The organism is Flavobacterium indicum GPTSA100-9 = DSM 17447 (genome assembly GCF_000455605.1).
Classification (GTDB): Bacteria; Bacteroidota; Bacteroidia; order Flavobacteriales; family Flavobacteriaceae; genus Flavobacterium; species Flavobacterium indicum.
Genome location: NC_017025.1, coordinates 1,339,211 through 1,356,171 on the forward strand (window position 1 = coordinate 1,339,211; position 16,961 = coordinate 1,356,171).

General features: G+C 27.2%; 19 protein-coding genes. 16 read left to right on the forward strand and 3 right to left on the reverse strand.

The features are described 5' to 3' along the window. Positions 1-146 precede the first annotated feature (146 nt). The 12 genes from KQS_RS05980 (at position 147) to KQS_RS06035 (ending at position 10,683) form a co-directional block, all read left to right on the forward strand. Positions 147-1,331 (forward strand): erythromycin esterase family protein, encoded by a 1,185-nt coding sequence (locus KQS_RS05980; RefSeq protein ID WP_014388295.1) that lies wholly within the window; start codon positions 147-149, stop codon positions 1,329-1,331. Positions 1,332-1,720: 389 nt separating this feature from the next. Continuing rightward, positions 1,721-2,239: a hypothetical protein gene (locus KQS_RS05985; RefSeq protein WP_014388296.1), complete on the forward strand. Its 519-nt coding sequence runs from the start codon at positions 1,721-1,723 to the stop codon at positions 2,237-2,239. Positions 2,240-2,516: 277 nt separating this feature from the next. Continuing rightward, a complete protein-coding gene (locus tag KQS_RS05990; RefSeq protein ID WP_014388297.1) occupies positions 2,517-2,816 on the forward strand; it encodes a hypothetical protein in 300 nt (99 codons plus the stop codon). 269 nt (positions 2,817-3,085) lie between these two features. Further along, the gene (locus tag KQS_RS05995; protein WP_014388298.1) at positions 3,086-3,658 is read left to right on the forward strand and encodes a hypothetical protein; all 573 of its coding nucleotides are present in this window, start codon (positions 3,086-3,088) and stop codon (positions 3,656-3,658) included. 261 nt (positions 3,659-3,919) lie between these two features. Beyond that, positions 3,920-4,573, forward strand: a complete 654-nt coding sequence (locus KQS_RS06000; RefSeq protein ID WP_014388299.1) for a DUF4253 domain-containing protein — start codon at positions 3,920-3,922, stop codon at positions 4,571-4,573. 219 nt (positions 4,574-4,792) lie between these two features. Next, positions 4,793-5,410, forward strand: a complete 618-nt coding sequence (locus KQS_RS06005; RefSeq protein WP_014388300.1) for a hypothetical protein — start codon at positions 4,793-4,795, stop codon at positions 5,408-5,410. A gap of 240 nt (positions 5,411-5,650) precedes the next feature. Next, complete coding sequence (locus KQS_RS06010) at positions 5,651-6,697, forward strand: hypothetical protein (RefSeq protein WP_014388301.1); 1,047 nt, start codon at positions 5,651-5,653, stop codon at positions 6,695-6,697. A gap of 229 nt (positions 6,698-6,926) precedes the next feature. Further along, positions 6,927-7,451 (forward strand): hypothetical protein, encoded by a 525-nt coding sequence (locus tag KQS_RS06015; RefSeq protein ID WP_014388302.1) that lies wholly within the window; start codon positions 6,927-6,929, stop codon positions 7,449-7,451. 213 nt (positions 7,452-7,664) lie between these two features. After that, entirely contained in the window at positions 7,665-8,156 is a 492-nt protein-coding gene (locus tag KQS_RS06020; protein WP_157868398.1) for a hypothetical protein, read from the forward strand. Positions 8,157-8,313: 157 nt separating this feature from the next. Further along, on the forward strand, positions 8,314-8,901 hold the full coding sequence (locus tag KQS_RS06025; protein ID WP_014388304.1) for a hypothetical protein: 588 nt from the start codon (positions 8,314-8,316) through the stop codon (positions 8,899-8,901). A 438-nt stretch (positions 8,902-9,339) separates the two neighbouring features. Next, entirely contained in the window at positions 9,340-9,891 is a 552-nt protein-coding gene (locus tag KQS_RS06030) for a hypothetical protein (RefSeq protein WP_157868399.1), read from the forward strand. A gap of 96 nt (positions 9,892-9,987) precedes the next feature. Continuing rightward, positions 9,988-10,683, forward strand: a complete 696-nt coding sequence (locus tag KQS_RS06035; protein WP_014388306.1) for a hypothetical protein — start codon at positions 9,988-9,990, stop codon at positions 10,681-10,683. A 155-nt stretch (positions 10,684-10,838) separates the two neighbouring features. Here KQS_RS06035 and KQS_RS06040 read toward each other — a convergent pair whose 3' ends face one another. Then, the gene (locus tag KQS_RS06040) at positions 10,839-11,546 is read right to left on the reverse strand and encodes a DsbA family oxidoreductase (protein WP_014388307.1); all 708 of its coding nucleotides are present in this window, start codon (positions 11,544-11,546) and stop codon (positions 10,839-10,841) included. Positions 11,547-11,551: 5 nt separating this feature from the next. Beyond that, positions 11,552-11,914: a winged helix-turn-helix transcriptional regulator gene (locus tag KQS_RS06045; protein ID WP_014388308.1), complete on the reverse strand. Its 363-nt coding sequence runs from the start codon at positions 11,912-11,914 to the stop codon at positions 11,552-11,554. A gap of 114 nt (positions 11,915-12,028) precedes the next feature. Here KQS_RS06045 and KQS_RS06050 point away from each other — a divergent pair, with 114 nt between their 5' ends. The 4 genes from KQS_RS06050 (at position 12,029) to fsa (ending at position 15,408) form a co-directional block, all read left to right on the forward strand. Then, a complete protein-coding gene (locus KQS_RS06050; RefSeq protein WP_014388309.1) occupies positions 12,029-12,892 on the forward strand; it encodes an SDR family oxidoreductase in 864 nt (287 codons plus the stop codon). 82 nt (positions 12,893-12,974) lie between these two features. Continuing rightward, positions 12,975-13,853 carry a DUF3667 domain-containing protein gene (locus tag KQS_RS06055; RefSeq protein WP_014388310.1) on the forward strand — a complete coding sequence of 293 codons (879 nt, stop codon included), beginning with the start codon at positions 12,975-12,977 and terminating at the stop codon, positions 13,851-13,853. Between the two features lie 3 nt (positions 13,854-13,856). Then, the gene (locus KQS_RS06060; protein ID WP_014388311.1) at positions 13,857-14,660 is read left to right on the forward strand and encodes an SDR family oxidoreductase; all 804 of its coding nucleotides are present in this window, start codon (positions 13,857-13,859) and stop codon (positions 14,658-14,660) included. A 91-nt stretch (positions 14,661-14,751) separates the two neighbouring features. Beyond that, a complete protein-coding gene (gene fsa, locus KQS_RS06065) occupies positions 14,752-15,408 on the forward strand; it encodes a fructose-6-phosphate aldolase (RefSeq protein WP_014388312.1) in 657 nt (218 codons plus the stop codon). Between the two features lie 73 nt (positions 15,409-15,481). Here fsa and KQS_RS06070 read toward each other — a convergent pair whose 3' ends face one another. Beyond that, a complete protein-coding gene (locus KQS_RS06070; RefSeq protein WP_014388313.1) occupies positions 15,482-16,888 on the reverse strand; it encodes a TlpA family protein disulfide reductase in 1,407 nt (468 codons plus the stop codon). Positions 16,889-16,961 lie beyond the last annotated feature (73 nt).

The window sequence follows — 16,961 nt, forward strand, 5'->3', positions numbered from 1 at the left end:
ATTTGTTTTCATAGAAAGTCAGGTTTTTTTATAGGCTGATGTTGTATGCTATATTAAAAAACGAAATGAAAAAAATATCTTTCCTGTTTATTGCAATTTTTTACATCTCATGCAGTAAAAAAATAACAACGGAACTCTCCGATAAAATGACAGAATTAAAATCTGAAAATGGAATTCCCACTGATTTTAAAAAACTAGATCAATACATTGCCAACAAAGAAATAATACTTCTAGGTGAAGCAGCTCATGGAGAAGGAAAAACGTTTGAAGTTAAAACTCAAATTGTTAAATATTTGGTTGAAGAAAAAGGGTTTAATACAATTGCTATGGAAGGCATGGATTTCCTTCAAATGGAATTTATTAATGGACGAAATGTTTTAAAAAATAATTTACCTGACAATTTTGAAAATGAATGGTATAACTTCTGGAATCCATGGAATCCAGCCAAACAATTAATATCTTTTGAAAGTTTTATTAAAAATAGTAAAATTTCATTTGCAGGAATAGAACCTTACGAAAATATTACTGCGATGATAAACATTAGTTTTATCAAAAATGAACTAGAAAAAAGTAATTGGGCAATTTTAAATAAAAAAGAATGGCTGAAATTAGCTCCAATTTTCGAAAAAATCAACACAAATAAATCAAAATTATCAATTGAAGAATTTGATTATATCACATTACAATTAGAAAATTTTATTAAAGAAAATGAACTTATTCATTTCCAAGATAACTTTTTCACACAAATGGTAGAAAATCTTATTACTCATGTTAAGATGAATTTCAATCCTAATACTTTTAGTAATGAAGATGAAGAAACAGCTTATTATGTTAATACTAGAGACCATCAAATGGCTAGGAATTTAATCTACTTTAAAGAAAGAAATCCAAAGGCTAAAATTATAGTTTGGCTTGCTAACTTTCATGGAGCAACAAACCTAAGTGAAGTGACTTATGCGGACGGTGACCCAAATATGTATTCTAAATTAAAGGTATTCGGCGAACATGTTAAGAAAAAATATTCTGAAAAAGTATATAGTATTGCAACTACTTCATCTAAAGGTTTTTCAAAAATACCTTATAATCTTAAAGGCATTGAAGAAACAAAAATTATATCACCAAAAGAATCTTTAGAATTTGATTTAGACAAACAAAAATATAATTTTGGCTTCATAGATTTTAATGAAATAAATATAAATAACCCTAAAAAAATAGAAGAAAAATTTAATAGCATAATGTTAGGACACACAAATCAAAACGGAAAGTGGTTAAAAGTTTTTGATGGTCTATTATATATCAAAGAAAACGAAATAGCAATACCGAGGAAATAAAAGTACAGCATATAACAGCGGTAACTGTTGCACAACTACCATTTAAAAAATAATAATAAATCTAAAATTGCAACCTCGTTTAAGCCCTTTTAAGCGAGGTTTGCTTTTTAGTTCCTGTACAAAATTCTAGAATTTGAATAACTTACAATAGAGTTTTTATAGAATGTGAACAAACCTCTTTTTTTCAAAAAAACAAGTTTTAACATATCATTATTTTTGTCTTCTAAACTTATCATTTGAAGCTGATGACGCGAAATTCCTTGGATAGGTGGAATGTATAAATAGCTAAAAAATAACTCTTACTTGCAAGCTTTTTATTATATTTGTTTGGAAGACGGTGAAGTTTTTTCACAGTCTGACGTTGTGAGTCAGCTTAAAACCGAAACAAAATGGCAGTATATCAATATTATTTAGGAATTATTCCGAAACAAGGAATTGAAAATAAGTACGACTTTATTCCAACTGAAATTGGAGTTAGTACGGAAACAGGATATTTTGAAACAGATGCTAAAATCTATTGGAAAGAAGTCGAAATGAAAGCTGATGATTATATTACGAAAATTGACGTGATTGTTAACAGAGCAAATTGGGGAAACGACAAAACAAGCATAAATTGGAAGACCTATTCTGAAGAAGTTGACAATGACGCTTCAATCTATTTGGATGAAAAATCTTTGACAATTAGAGAATTTTCTTTCCGAGTTGATTTAAGAGAAAAGAACTTAAAATTTTTGAAGAATATGATAGAGTTAGGAGTAGAAAATGAATGGCTATTCTTTGACAGAAAAGGAAAACTTATGAAACCAGACTTTGAAGAAATTAAAAATAGTATTAAGAATTCAAATGCATACAGTTTTTTGGAAGATCCAATTAAATTTTTAGAAAATATTGACAAACAGGACAAATAAAGCCGAACGCACAACAGCAGTAACTGTTGCACAACTACCATTTTTTAAGATAAAATTTTAAAAACATAAAATTCAGACTTCGTTTAAGCCCTTTTAAGCGAGGTTTTTTTTTAAAATTGTATATATACTTGCCATTTATTTGGAGCAATAAAGTATTTTAATTGCAAGCTTTTTACTATATTTGTTTTCATAGACGGTCAGGTTTTTTTATAGGCTGACGTTAGTAGCAAGCCACCAAACGGAGCGTATAAAATCCGTAGAAAATTTGATTCGAAAAATGGGATATAAAAATATCTGCTTAGAATGCAGAACTTCATATAGCAAAGGAAATGATTATGAAAATCAAACAGAATCTAATTGTCCTCAATGTGGTAAAAAAATGATTCTGGTAAATCATAAATTCAAGCCTCCTAAAAAATCAGAAAGTAAAAGTTGGGAAATGGTAAAACTATTAGTTGAAAATGGTTTTAAATTCCAAGCAGTTTATGAACAAATAGAAAAAGGTGTCTATTTAAGAGTAAATTATCCAAGGAATCTAAGTGAAGCTAAAGGGTTTGTAAAAAAATACAAACCTTAAACTATTGTTAAAAAAGTTAAGGCCAGCTGCTAACAACGGAAACTGTTGCACAACTACCATTTTTTAAAATAAAATTTTAAAAACATAAAATTCAGACTTCGTTTAAGCCCTTTTAAGCGAGGTTTATTTTTTAGTTGTAGAATAAACTTGCCAATTATCTGGAACAACAAAGTATCTTATTTGCAAGCTTTTTATTATATTTGTTTGGAAGATGGTGAAGTTTTTTCACTGTTTGATGTTATGTGTAATTTTAAACAATCGGTATAAAAATGACAATTTTATTTAAATTTATTTTCATATTTACTTCACTATTTTTCCTAAATTCTTGTGGATTTTCCAACACAACCAATAATACCACGGTAATTAATAAAGAATTTAATTCTAGGTATAAAGAAAGTAGAAAGAAAATAACTGGTAAACTATCAGCGTCAGAATATACTGAAATGAAAACCTTGCTAGAAAATGAATTAGGAAAAGTTATTTCTGACAAGCAAAATATATTAATAAATTATGATCAAAAAGCTCCAAATTGTATTTTACTAGCATCTTCTGAAAATAATGTTGTACATGTTTTAAGAAATCGAGTGAGAATTTCCGATGAAATTAGTAGAAAATATAATACAATTGACTTTTTTGTTTATAACCCGAATTCTTATTTTGCAGACTTATATGCGTCTGATAGCTTTTTTAAAAAAGATTCTGGTTTTTTCTTTACAAATATCTTTACATTTCATGAAAACTGTCAAGCTTTTTACATACTAAAATCAAATGGTGAATTTTTAAAATTTTATGGAGAGGATTATTTTAGTGAGGTAAAAGCTTTTTTGGAAAAAAATAATTAAAAAACTACGCATAACAGCAGTAACTGTTGCACAACTAGCCTTTTTTAAAAAATAGTTTCAAAAGCATAAAATTCAGACTTCGATTAAGCCCTTTTAAGCGAGGTTTTTTTTTAAAGCTGAGGATTAAACTTGACAGTTATTTGGAACAATATAATATTTTACTTGCAAGCTTTTTACTATATTTGTTTTCATAGACGGTGAAGTTTTTTCACAGTCTGACGTTGTGCATATTTTGTAGAAAAATTGTAAATAAATAATAAAATGAATTTTAAATCAGCATTTTTAAATATTGGATTACTTTCGTTTTTTTGCTGTTCAAGCCAAACTGAATTGTCCAAAACAGAACAAGAACTTATATTAAAACTAGATTTTGATAAAGAAATAGTTCTTGAATTAAAAAAAGAAACAAAAAGTAAAATTTCTCAATTACCTGCAATTGACTCTGAAACTAGCGAAGAACTAGATAAAGAATATTTTGATGGAATTTTTTCTGAAACTAGTGAAAATAATGCAATAAATTTTGTTAAAAAAGAAAAATCTAAATTAAAAGAAAAAGGCTATCTTGTTTTCTATATTGAGGGTCAAAACGGAAATAAAAATATTGGGATAATAAAAAGTAATGACGAATTAGATATATTAAGGTATAGAAAAACAGACGGAATTAATTATGATTTAGAAAGTAAGGATGTAATAAAAAAAATATCCGAATGGAAATCAAAGTATGGGCTAATAATTATTGGTTGTAGTCTAGATTATGTTCATATAGAATTCGATAAATTACCTCAAAATATGACTGAATTCGCAAAAGAGGTTTATGAATTTTGTCCAGATTCTGTCGACCAAGGAGTTGGGGATTTGAAATCTTTAGAAGAATACATAAAAGAAGAAAAAGGAATTTTGTTGTGGTGGGATTAAACAAAAATACTACGTACAATTATGCTAACTGTTGCACCACCTTCCCAAAAAAATAATTTAACATAATTCTTCCAAAAATCGGATAACCAAAAATTCCTTTGATAGGTTGTAGCTATAACTATCTAAAAATTATATTTTTCTTGCAAGATTTTTATTATATTTGTTTAAAATACGGTCAGGTTTTTTATAGTCTGATGTTAGCGGTAATTATGAAAGACAATGCAAAGAATAGAAACAGGTTATATTGGAAATGATGAATGGTTGGAAACAAGCAAAGAACTTGTAAACAGTTCAAATATAATTTGTCTAACAAAGGACAACTATAAAACTTGCGACTATAATCCATTGATTTGGTTTGGAACAAATTTGACACAATTTCTAAGCAGAATTGGCGATTCTGAGGTTTGTCCATTATTTGGAAAACATATAAACAATATAGACGATTTTGCTTATCAACTATGCAGGACAATACCTTGGGGTTTTGAAACGGGAAGGAATTTGAATTCAGTTTATGATGTGATTCTCAATTTTACAACACAACCTCGAAATCGATATTTCATTTGGTATGATGCACAACATTTATTTCATTCTGACAGAGAATTATTTGATGGTCTATTTGAAAGATTAATTGTTGCATCATATTTGAATTCAAACGGAAAAGCAACGCACGATTATCAAGTAAATCAGAAAGTAATTTTGCTATTTGACGACACATGTGAAAATGAAATTTCTGATTTATTAAATGTGAATTACTATACGCCATCAATCTTTGATAATTTTGACACAGAGGAAAAATATGATGTTTTACATAAACAAACACTTGTAATTATAAAATAACTAGAGCTAACAAAGGTAATTGTTGGACTACCTTCCAAAAGAAAATAATTTAACATAATACTTCCAAAAATCGGATAACCAAAAATTCCTTTGATAGGTTGTAGCTATAACTAATTAAGAATTATATTTTTCTTATAAGTTATTTATTATATTTGTCAAAAGACGGTGAAGTGTTTTCACAGTCTGACGTTATGTGTGATTTTATAACGAATTACACGTATAAGAAGAATTAATTAAAAAATGAATAATAAAATAATTGCGAAATCTGAAAGAAGTCTAACAAATAGGATAATTATTTTCCTTGGAATAATTTTATTTTCATTCTTTATATTTTTATTAAATAATAATTTTCAACCAAAAAACAATTATGAAGAAAATCTTAAATTATTAGGATTTTTTGTATTGGTTTCAGTTATTTTTTATTGTTTTTATTATTTGGTTAACCAAAAACAGATTTATGTTTATGAAAATTATTTTGAAATCAAAAAACTTTTTCAAACTCAAAAATATAATTATTCTGAAATAATAACTCAATTTTCTGAACATTTTGATGGAAAATACAATTCTTGGACTGAGTATTACCTTATATTAAAAAACGGCAAAAAAATAACCTTAATTGATACTGAATACTCTAATTTTCATAGTTTTTATTCTAAAATAGAAAAGAGAGTGAGAGTAAGTGAAGAATTAAACGCAAAATTATCAGAACCAAAATTTTTTATATATTCTATAATTTGTGGAATTGTTGGAATATTGATATTTTATTTTTCAAGTTTTTTTTATGATTTTAAAAAAATAGAAAACAACGATTTTGTTTATTTTACAAATAAATTGAAAAATGAAATAACTCTAGTAAAAGGTCGTAAAGGAAAAAATCATTTCGTTATTCAATTAACCGATTTTTCAAATTATGAATTTAAAATTTCAGGACGAAATTACGATGGTATTTTTGATAATGATGAATTTCTCAAAACATTTAAAAGTGGTGATATAATAACTATTGGATTAAACAAAGATGATTATGATAAAAAAATATCAAAAAAAAAGGAGTTGAATTTATTGGATAAATATTTAAATTTTTCAGTTATTCAAATTAAACAAATAATGAATAAACAAAACAAACCTTTGATTAATTTGGAAGAAGTTAACAGACTTCATTTGCAAAATAATTATATTGGTATTGGGTTATTTTCATTTTTTGGTTTGTTCTTTTTTTACTTAACATATGGAAATTACAAAGCATATACTAAAACTTTAAATCAAACAACAAATAAAATCCACACATAACAGCGGTAACTGTTGCACAACTACCATTTTTTAAAATATCCCGAAGCATCGGGACAAAAAATATAATATTCCGACCTCGTTTAAGCCCTTTTAAGCGAGGTTTATTTTTTAGTTGTAGATAAACTTATTAGTTATTTGGAACAATAAAATATCTTTCTTGCAAGCTTTTTACTATATTTGATTTCATAGACGGTGAAGTTTTTCACAGTCTGACGTTGTAAACAATTTTATGAAAACATACCGTTCAACTTCAATCAATTACGAAAACAATCAATTACAGACAATTATAATTGCTATTATATTTGGTGTTTTTATAGCATTAATAAATTACAACCTCATTTTTACTTTATTATCAATAATTTCAATATTTTTCTTAACTCTTTATTCAATCATAAACGATAAAAAAAAATATCTTGAAATCTATTTTGAAGATGATGAAGTTATAATTGAATATCCGAACATACAAAAAATAATAAAAATTAAATACACAGATTTAAAAAAATTGACATATATAAATCCACGCAAAAGTTTGAATAATTACAATTCTTTGAAATATATAGAAAATGGGAAAATCAAAAAAATTACTTTTTTAAGTGTTGCAGAAAATGAAATGTATATTGACTTCTTAAAATGGTTAAATAATAAAAATTCAGAAATAAAATTTGATGCTTACCCTCCAGATGAAAATATGGAATATAAAATTCAAGAAAATTTTGGTTTTAATTACAGAAAATTTTTAAAAGAAACATTATAAAAACTACTTACAACAGGAGTTTGGCAAGTTTCCTTTGTTAATCGCTTCGCTCGTGTGCGAATTTTGCGGTTAATACACGTTTACTTTCCACAAGAAATTTTATCTTTAACAGACCCGAGGTTGAAAGCCGAACGGATGAAAAAAAATAATCTGTTACGTAATTATAGACTAATTAATAATAGAATGTATAATAACTATTTTAAAACTAAAGTAATGTTTAAAAGTAAGATAATAATAATATTACTATTCTTATTGATAGGTTGTAACGATAGAGGAACTCAGAAATCAGACACATTTATTAAAAATTCTAAAGGGGAAATTTATATTGTTATTTTAGAAACAATTCAACAAGAAGGTATAAAACCTACTTATCTTACAAATGATGAAGTGGAAACTTTAAATAAAATTCTTCCTAAAGCGGTAAAACAAATGAATTTAGATTTAAAGAAAATGTTTAAAGATTTTCCCTCTAAATGGCCAAATTTAGTAGTAAATTTAAATAATTATAAAAGACAATATTTTCCCTATATAATAAATAAAACTGGTGAAAAAGAAGTTTATATAAATTGTTTCTGTCAAGTTAATAATGATTATTGGAAAACTAAAGAAGTTATGGTATTGGGAGGTGGAAATTGTTTCTTTTATGGAAAAATAAATTTAAATACTGGAAAATTCCATGATTTTATGATTAATGCTCCTTTATAAAAAAGGCATTTAGTAACTATTTAAAGAAATTGTGATTTAGGATTTTATAAGCAGAAACATTTCTTATATTTGGTAGTATATTGAATGTATTAAGTAAAAAATAATAAATAAAATTTTGTTAACCATTAAAACATTTTACAATATTAAAAAAACATCTATGAAGTATTTTATTTTGCTATTATTTAGTACAATTTCTTTGGCTCAAAAAATATTTAAAGATGAGCAATTCAATTTTAGTATTCAAGAACCTGTTAATTGGATTAAAGCAGAAAAAAATGAAAGTATAAATAATTTTAAAGAGAAAATAAATCTATCAGAAGAAAAAATTGATTATTTAATTGAAAAAAGTAAAGGTAAAATTGAAATTGTTACTTTTTATAAATATCCTATTAATTCAGTTAATGGAGTTATTCCTACGATAAAAGTTAATTTACATAAAAATCCAACTAAATCAATAAATAGTTTTAAGATGATGATTGAAAAATCCATTGAGCATATCAAGACTATTTATTTTGATTTAAAACTTACAAATAAACTTGAGGTAACTAAACTAAATGGAAAAGATTGTGTTTGTTTTGAATCTATATATTCAATCCCTGTTAATGATGGTACCATTGAAATAAAAACAATTTGTTATTCTGTACCAGTTGGGAAATATTACTTTAATATTACTTTTATGGAACCAATGAGTGAAGATAATCAACAAATGTTTAAAGAGTTAATAAACTCGATTCGAATTTTATAGATATTTACTTTTAATATTAAAAATTGAAAAAGAGAAAGTAGAACTTAGTAAAAAAGCACGTTTAACATCATCTTCTAAAATAGAACTTTCTGGTAAAAATTATAAAACTATTAAAAGTTTTGATAAAAAAGGATTTTACTTTTTAATCACAGAACCTTTATACACTTCAGATAATCATTTTGCTTTTATTAGAATAAATGCTTGGCAAAAAGCAATATTTCTTGGAGAAGATACAAATGAACTTTTTGCAACATTTACCATAACATTTCAAAAGAATAAAAATGATAAATGGGAACAGGTTGGAATTAAAGAGCATTTAATTCAATAAAGGTTTTTATAACAGAAGCTAGTTAAACTATTTAAGTGAATAAACTCAATTTTCAGTAAGAAATCTTATTTTTACTAGAAATATTAAGTTTTAATTTTTAAATCTTTAAAATGAAAAATATTCTAATACTTTTCATGGTTTTAAATAACAGTTTTCTTATTGCACAAAATACGACAACTACTAAAGCTAGAACACTTTTGGAGAATGCTTCGCTTGTTAAAATTGCAAAAGATTGGAATACAACTGCATTTCTTTTATCCGGAAATGGAGAAACCGTTTCATTTATTCCAATTGAAATAACTGATTTAAAAACAAATGAGGTTGTTCAAGCACTTCAAGTGGAAATGACTACTAATTGTAGGGGTTATAAATATTTTGAAATTTCATATATTGATGTAGATGAAATAGAAGGAATAGTTAAGTATCTTGAAACGTATGTAGAACCAAAAATGTCAAAAAGGACTGATTTAAAAAAATCAAATTCTTACGTTTACAAAACCAAAGAAATTAAAATTAGTTTTACAATTGGTTATTCAACAAATAAGTTAGAAGTTTATTGTAAAAATAAAGAGGATTACAACGAACAATGTTTTTTCTGGACTGAATCATTAAGTAGTAAAGCTCAAGAATTACTGACTGTTTTAAAATCTTTTAATTATTAATTAATTTAATAAGTATAATTTTTTATTAAATTAGTTATCTAAAATGAATAATTATTTTTTTAATTGTTTTTGAAATAAATCTTAATTAAATATAGTATGAAAAATAGTTTAACAGTAGTATTAACTATATTAGTTATTCTCCAGATTAATGCACAAAACAAATGGTTTTCAACATATAGTGACCAAAAAGCTTTAGTTGCTGATGCTTCTAAAATTGTTAAGCAAATGAAAACTAAAATTCATAATGCAAATAAAGACATTAAGTTGACTAATAATGTTGTTGTTAAAAACACAACACCTTATTTAATTTATATTTATAATGACTCAATTAACCTTCCATTTTGGGAGGAAGTAATTGAACCTCAAAAGAATTTTTTCACTGAAGTTTCTGGTGGAGAAATTGAAGGAAAAAAAGTTTTTGGATTGTTTTTCAATGGTTTTTATGTAGTACATGAAATGGGGCATTCCATTGCAATGAGTACTGGTAAGAATTTTGACAATGCTTTTGACAGTGAGTATGATGCAAATGTTTTTGCTATTTTATATTGGCGAACAACAAACAATAAAGCCAAATTAGAAGAATGTTATTTTTATGCAAAAAAAATCCTTTCTAAATTGCAAAATCCAGTTCCTGAGAATGAAGATTTTAAAGAATATCTAACCAAACATTATGAAGAGCTTTCTTCTGATCCTTACAAATATGGTTATATTCAGTTTTCTCAATTTGTTGAAATTTATGAAAATAAAGAATTGCCTGATTTTGATACTTTTATAAAGAATTATCTAAAATAACATATTCCAAAAAGCTAAATAAATTTTTACAAATGAATAAATATTTTTTTAAATATTTGGATACTAAATTTGATAAAAATGTCGCAATGAAGTTAGAAAAGATGTAGTTGGTTTATAGTTCTTCCATTCATTTTAATTCTAATAAAGGAACTGAATTAACAGTTCCCTTCTATATCACAATTTTCTCCAGTATAGTTAGCTTGTTCCAAAGTAGACGCTTTCCATTTAGAGTGTATATCATGTAAAGCTTCTAAAAAAGTTTCAGGTGGTAAAGCACCATTAAAACTAATACTGTTAAAGGCAACAAAAAAAGGCACACCACGTAAACCATATTGTCCGCCTAATTGCATGTCTTCATTTATAGCTTCACCATAAGCATCTGAGTGGAGTAGTTGTTTTACTTCGTCTTGCGGTAAACCAAGTTCAGTAGCAATGTTGAGTAAAGTATCTTTATCACTAATGTTTTCTCCATTTATAAAAACCGCTTCAAACAAACGATCTTCTAAAGAATGTACCAATTGTGTTGGTTTAGCATATTGTAATAGACGATGAGCATCATAACTATTGGCCCATTTCATTTGGTCTAAATTAAATGAAATACCTGCTTGTTTTGCCATTTGCGCCACTTGTTCATTCAATTGTTTAGCTTGCATGTAATCCATGTTTTTATGATTCGCTAACGCTTGATGCGCATCTATTGTTGGGTCGTACTTTAAGTAAGGCGCCAATTGAAAGCTGTGCCAAGTGAGTTGTAAGTCGTCTTTATGCTCAAATTGTACCAAGGCTTTATCTAAATTTCGTTTACCAATAAAACAAAACGGACATAAGAAATCCGACCAAATATCTAATTTTAATTTATTCATAGTATTTATTTTTTTAATTCTTGTTGTCGATGAAACATTCCCCATTCCACCATTTTGTCTAATACTTCATTTAATTTTTTTGCTGAATCAGAAAGTTCATATTCTACAATAACAGGTGTAGAATCATATACTTTTCTTAATACAATACCATTTAATTCTAATTCTTTCAACTCTTTTGACAACATTCTTGGTGTTATTTTACCAATGTTTTTTTGAATTTCGGTAAAACGTTTCTTTTCAAATAACAACGAGCCTATGATAGGAAGTTTCCATTTTCCATTAATCACATTTAAGGTGTCGTTTACAGCCAAAACATAATTCATAGGGCAGCCAATACCTGCTTTAATTGTCGGGATTTCTATTTCCATAAGAAAGGGAATTTTAAGTATACAAAAGGATAGTAATATACTTTAGTATAGTAGTATATTTTGTATAGCAAAGATACGTAACTTTGTTTCAATAAAAAAATAAATAGAAAAATTATGCTATTAGTTACAGGCGCTACAGGCCAATTAGGTAAGGGTATTGTTCAATTTTTAGAACAAAAAAACAAACTTTCAGAAGTTGCTGTTTTAGTGAGAGATGCAGCAAAAGCAAACGATTTGAAAGAAAAGGGAGTTACTATTCGTATTGGAGATTACCACCAACCAGAATTGTTGAATGAAGCTTTAAAAGGAATTGATACGGTGGTGTTAATTTCGTCTAATGATTTTAATGATCGAATAGGACAACATAAAAATGTGGTTGATGCAGCAGTTAAAAATGGGGTCAAACATATTTTGTATACGGGTGTTTCGATGAATGCTATTGATACATCCCCTTTGAAACCGTTTTTAGGAGATCATTATGAAACGGAAGCTTACATTAAAGCGAGTGGCATTCCATATACTTTTTTACTACATTCACTTTATGCGGATGTGTTACCTATGTTTATTGGTCCCAATCCGGTAGAAACAGGCGTGTTTTTTGCTGCAGGTGAAGGGAAAGTAACGTTTGCCGATCGTTTAGATTTAGCAGAAGCGATAGCTAACATACTTATTTCAGAAGGGCATATAAATAAAACTTACAGAATGACGAATACAACAGCGTATTCTTTTCAAGAGGTAGCTACTTATTTAAGTGAATTATCGGGTAAAGAAGTAAGTTATGTGAGTCCAACTGAAAAAGAATTTCAAGAGGCATTAGAAGGAATGGGTTTGCCTACACCAATAGTTCAAATGTCTCTAGGTTTTGCAGCCGGAATTAAAAACAATGATTTTGATACACCTTTTTCAGATTTACAAACTATTTTAGGAAGAAAACCTACTGATTTAAAAGCTTACCTACAAAAAACCTACTTTAATTAAAGGTTAAAGCTGTCTGAAAAGACAGCTTTTTTATTTATTCCAATTCAACTTTTTTTGTTAGTTTTACGCTAAAATTTAATTCATGAGTGGCGGACATTTAAGAACTAATACGAGTTGTGAAAATTGCGGACAGGAAGTCTTACTTCGTTTTTGTCCGAATTGTGGCCAAGAAAATGTAGAAACAAGGCAATCTTTTCATTATTTATTTACTCATTTTATTGAAGATTTGACTCATTATGAAAATGGGTTTTGGAAAGCAATAAAATATTTGCTATTTTCTCCAGTTACATTAACTAAAACGTATTTAGAAGGTAAAAGAAAGAAATTTATCGCCCCAGTAAAATTGTTTATTTTTATCAATTTTGTTTTTTTTCTTCTTTATGGAGTAATCAAAGTTGATTCTAAAGAAGAAGAAAGTTTAAATATTAGGACTTCTGAACAAAATAAAAAATTAGCACGTTTGGATTTAGAAATTGAAAAAGATGATGAGTTTTATTTTTTTCAAGAGAAAATAGATAATTTAAATAAAAAGTATACACCAGAAGAGATAGTGGATAAATTACGCGAGCAATTTAAGCATCAACTTCCTAAGGCGTTGTTTATTTATTTACCCATTTTTGCTTTTTTAACCTGGTTATTTCATAACAAAAAAAAGTGGTGGTATTTTGAACACGGTATTTTTACCTTTCATTATTTTTCCAGTTTACTGTTACTGTTGCTTATAGCACGAACGTTAAATTATTTATTTGTTAAATTAGGTTTGCATCAAATTGATGATGTATTTGATGTAATTGTATTTATATACATTGTAGTTTTATTTTACAAATCAATTTATCAAATGTATCATGAAAGTAAATGGACTACTTTTTGGAAAGCAACCTTATTATTTGTAATTAATTTTACATTGATAATTCTAATTATCACGATGCTTATCTTATTTTCATTTATTCTTATTAACTAATTTATGTCAAAAATTATATTAATTACAGGCGGTTCTTCTGGAATTGGAAAAGCGGTTGGCGAATTTCTTCAAGAAAAAGGATACACGGTTTATGGTACAAGTAGAAATCCTGAAACTGTTCAAAATTCTAAGTTAAAACTACTAGCATTAGATGTTAGAAACACTAATTCTATTCAATTTTGTATAGATGAAGTAATTCGTTTAGAAGGAAAAATAGACGTGCTAATTAATAACGCAGGTGTTGGAATTACAGGTCCCTTAGAAGAAATTCCGATGGAAGAAATTAAAAATAATTTCGACACTAATTTATTTGGTCCAATCGCGTTAATGAAAGCGGTATTGCCTGCTATGCGCTCACAAAAAAGTGGACTAATTATTAATGTAACGTCGATTGCAGGCTATATGGGATTACCTTTTAGAAGTATCTATTCGGCTTCTAAAGGAGCTTTAGAATTGATTACAGAATCAATACGCATGGAGACCAAAGCCTTTGGAATTCAAATTACGAATGTAGCGCCAGGTGATTTTGCAACGGATATTGCCAGTCGTCGTTTTCATGCTCCAGTTCAAAAAGGTTCAGCTTATGAGCAAGTGTACCAAGCACAGCTCGATATGGTAAATGAACACGTGAATAGCGGAAGTGATCCAATAGATATGGCTGTTGCTATTGCTAAAATTATTGAATCACCAAAACCAAAAGTTCATTATAAAGTTGGGGCATTTATGCAAAAATTTTCAATTGTATTGAAACGAATTTTACCCGACACGGTTTATGAAAAAATACTCATGAATCATTATAAATTGTAATTTAATTTGAAGTTGACTTTTGTAATTGAAATTGAAATGGATTTCATACTTTTGCAGAAACAACACATAAACAAAAATAAAAGTAAGACAAATGAAATTTTTTATTGACACAGCAAACTTAAACGACATTAAAGAAGCACAAGCATTAGGTGTTTTAGATGGAGTAACAACAAATCCATCGTTAATGGCTAAAGAAGGAATTACAGGTAAAAACAACATTTTAAAACACTATGTGGATATATGTAATATAGTTGATGGTGATGTAAGTGCTGAGGTAATTGCAACGGATTACGAAGGAATGATTAAAGAAGGTGAGGAGTTAGCGGAATTACATGAGCAAATTGTTGTTAAGATTCCAATGACTAAAGACGGAATTAAAGCATGTAAATATTTCTCTGATAATGGTATCAAAACAAATGTAACTTTAGTTTTTTCTGCTGGTCAAGCGTTATTAGCTGCAAAAGCAGGTGCTACTTATGTATCTCCATTCTTAGGTCGTTTAGATGATATTTCAACAGACGGTTTGAATCTTATTGATGAAATTCGTCAGATTTATGATAATTATGCCTTTGAAACACAAATTTTAGCAGCTTCAGTTCGTCATACTATGCATGTTGTAAATTGTGCCAAAATTGGAGCAGATGTTATGACAGGGCCATTATCTTCTATCACTGGATTATTAAAACACCCGTTAACAGATATTGGTTTAGCACAGTTTTTAGCAGATTATGCTAAAGGAAATCAATAAGTACTAAAAAAATAAAATAAAAAAACCACATGCATTACTCATGTGGTTTTTTTTTGAATAACTAAAATTAACCCTATTTATTCAATTGATTTTCAAAATTAATATCAAATAAACTAACAAAAGCATTGTTAATACTTCCATCAGCATTTAATATCATTGTTCTGTGTATTTTGTTAATTACCCATTTTTCTTTTATTTCTTTAAAGTTTGGAGAATATAACTCTAAAGAATTATTAAAATTATTCTTTTTCAATTCATTAAGCCACTCAGTATTTGTGTTACCTATATTGATTGAAATAAATTGAATGTCAGGGTATTTAGCCTTTAATTCATCAACTTTTTTATGTGAATGCACGGCGTGTGATTCAGATTGTTTTGTCCAAAAGTACAAGACCGTTTTATTTTTAATAATCTTATTCAAATCAACTTTATTACCATTTGTGTCGTACAAAGTAATAACAGGAAGATGTGAGTGATTGTGTAAATTATGAATGTTCTTAGAAGTTTTCATTACTTCTTCTTCTAATTTCTTATCAGTAGAAATTTTAGAATATAATTGAAAAAACTTAGTATTGTTTTCAGTACACTGATCTGTCAATAAATACATATTGGCAATGTTGTTTACTACTAAATTTTTTACATGTAAATTTTTAATTAAAGTATCTGCAATTTGTAACTTTTTAATATTGTTTTCTAAACTCATTTCATCTGCTATATTTTTAGCATCAGAAAGTACAATGTTATTTAGAAGTACAGTAATATATTTTACAAAAGGAGAATAATTAACTAAAGCGGTATCATTTAAGTTAATTGCTTTTCTATGATTGTAATAGTTTACAGGTAATTTATTTTTAATAGATTTTCCAGTTCTAAACTCATGTGCAAACGGATAAACTTCTTTTTTATAAGCATGATTCAATTCAACACTTGAAGCAGCTATTTTATCAAATTCATCGCTCCAATTGATAAAAGCTTTTCTTTTAAGGTATAAGGATTTTGTTTTATTATAGCTCGAATCAATGTTCTTTACAAATTCGGCTACATCTTTAGTATACACATCATACATTTTGTTTCTGTCATTTTCATTGTGAAGGTATAATTCCATTAAGAAATTATTTTTTTCATCTCCACGACCACAAAACATTAAGGAATTATCAAAATCTACCGTATTCAAACGAAGCATTAAACTATCGTTCTTTTCAAAATACACATATTGGTATTCAGGATCGTGTTTAAAACTATATAGTCCAGGTGTTAATGAATCGAATTTGTGAAAAAAACGATTGTTTTTATCTAAGAAGAAAGTATCAATAACTTTGTCATCTTTCATAAAAACAACAAAATTGGTTTTTGGATTTTCAATTTCACCACCAAAATAGGCAACATAATTTTGTTCTTCAAATACTTGCTTACAGGATATTAAATTTGTTGCAATAAAGGATAAGGTCAATAAAATTATATAAGGGTATTTTTTTTGCATAGGGGGCTTCATTTACAGAAACAAATATATTTCTTTCCTTTTACTAGCATTGTTAATAGAGCGTTAAAAAATT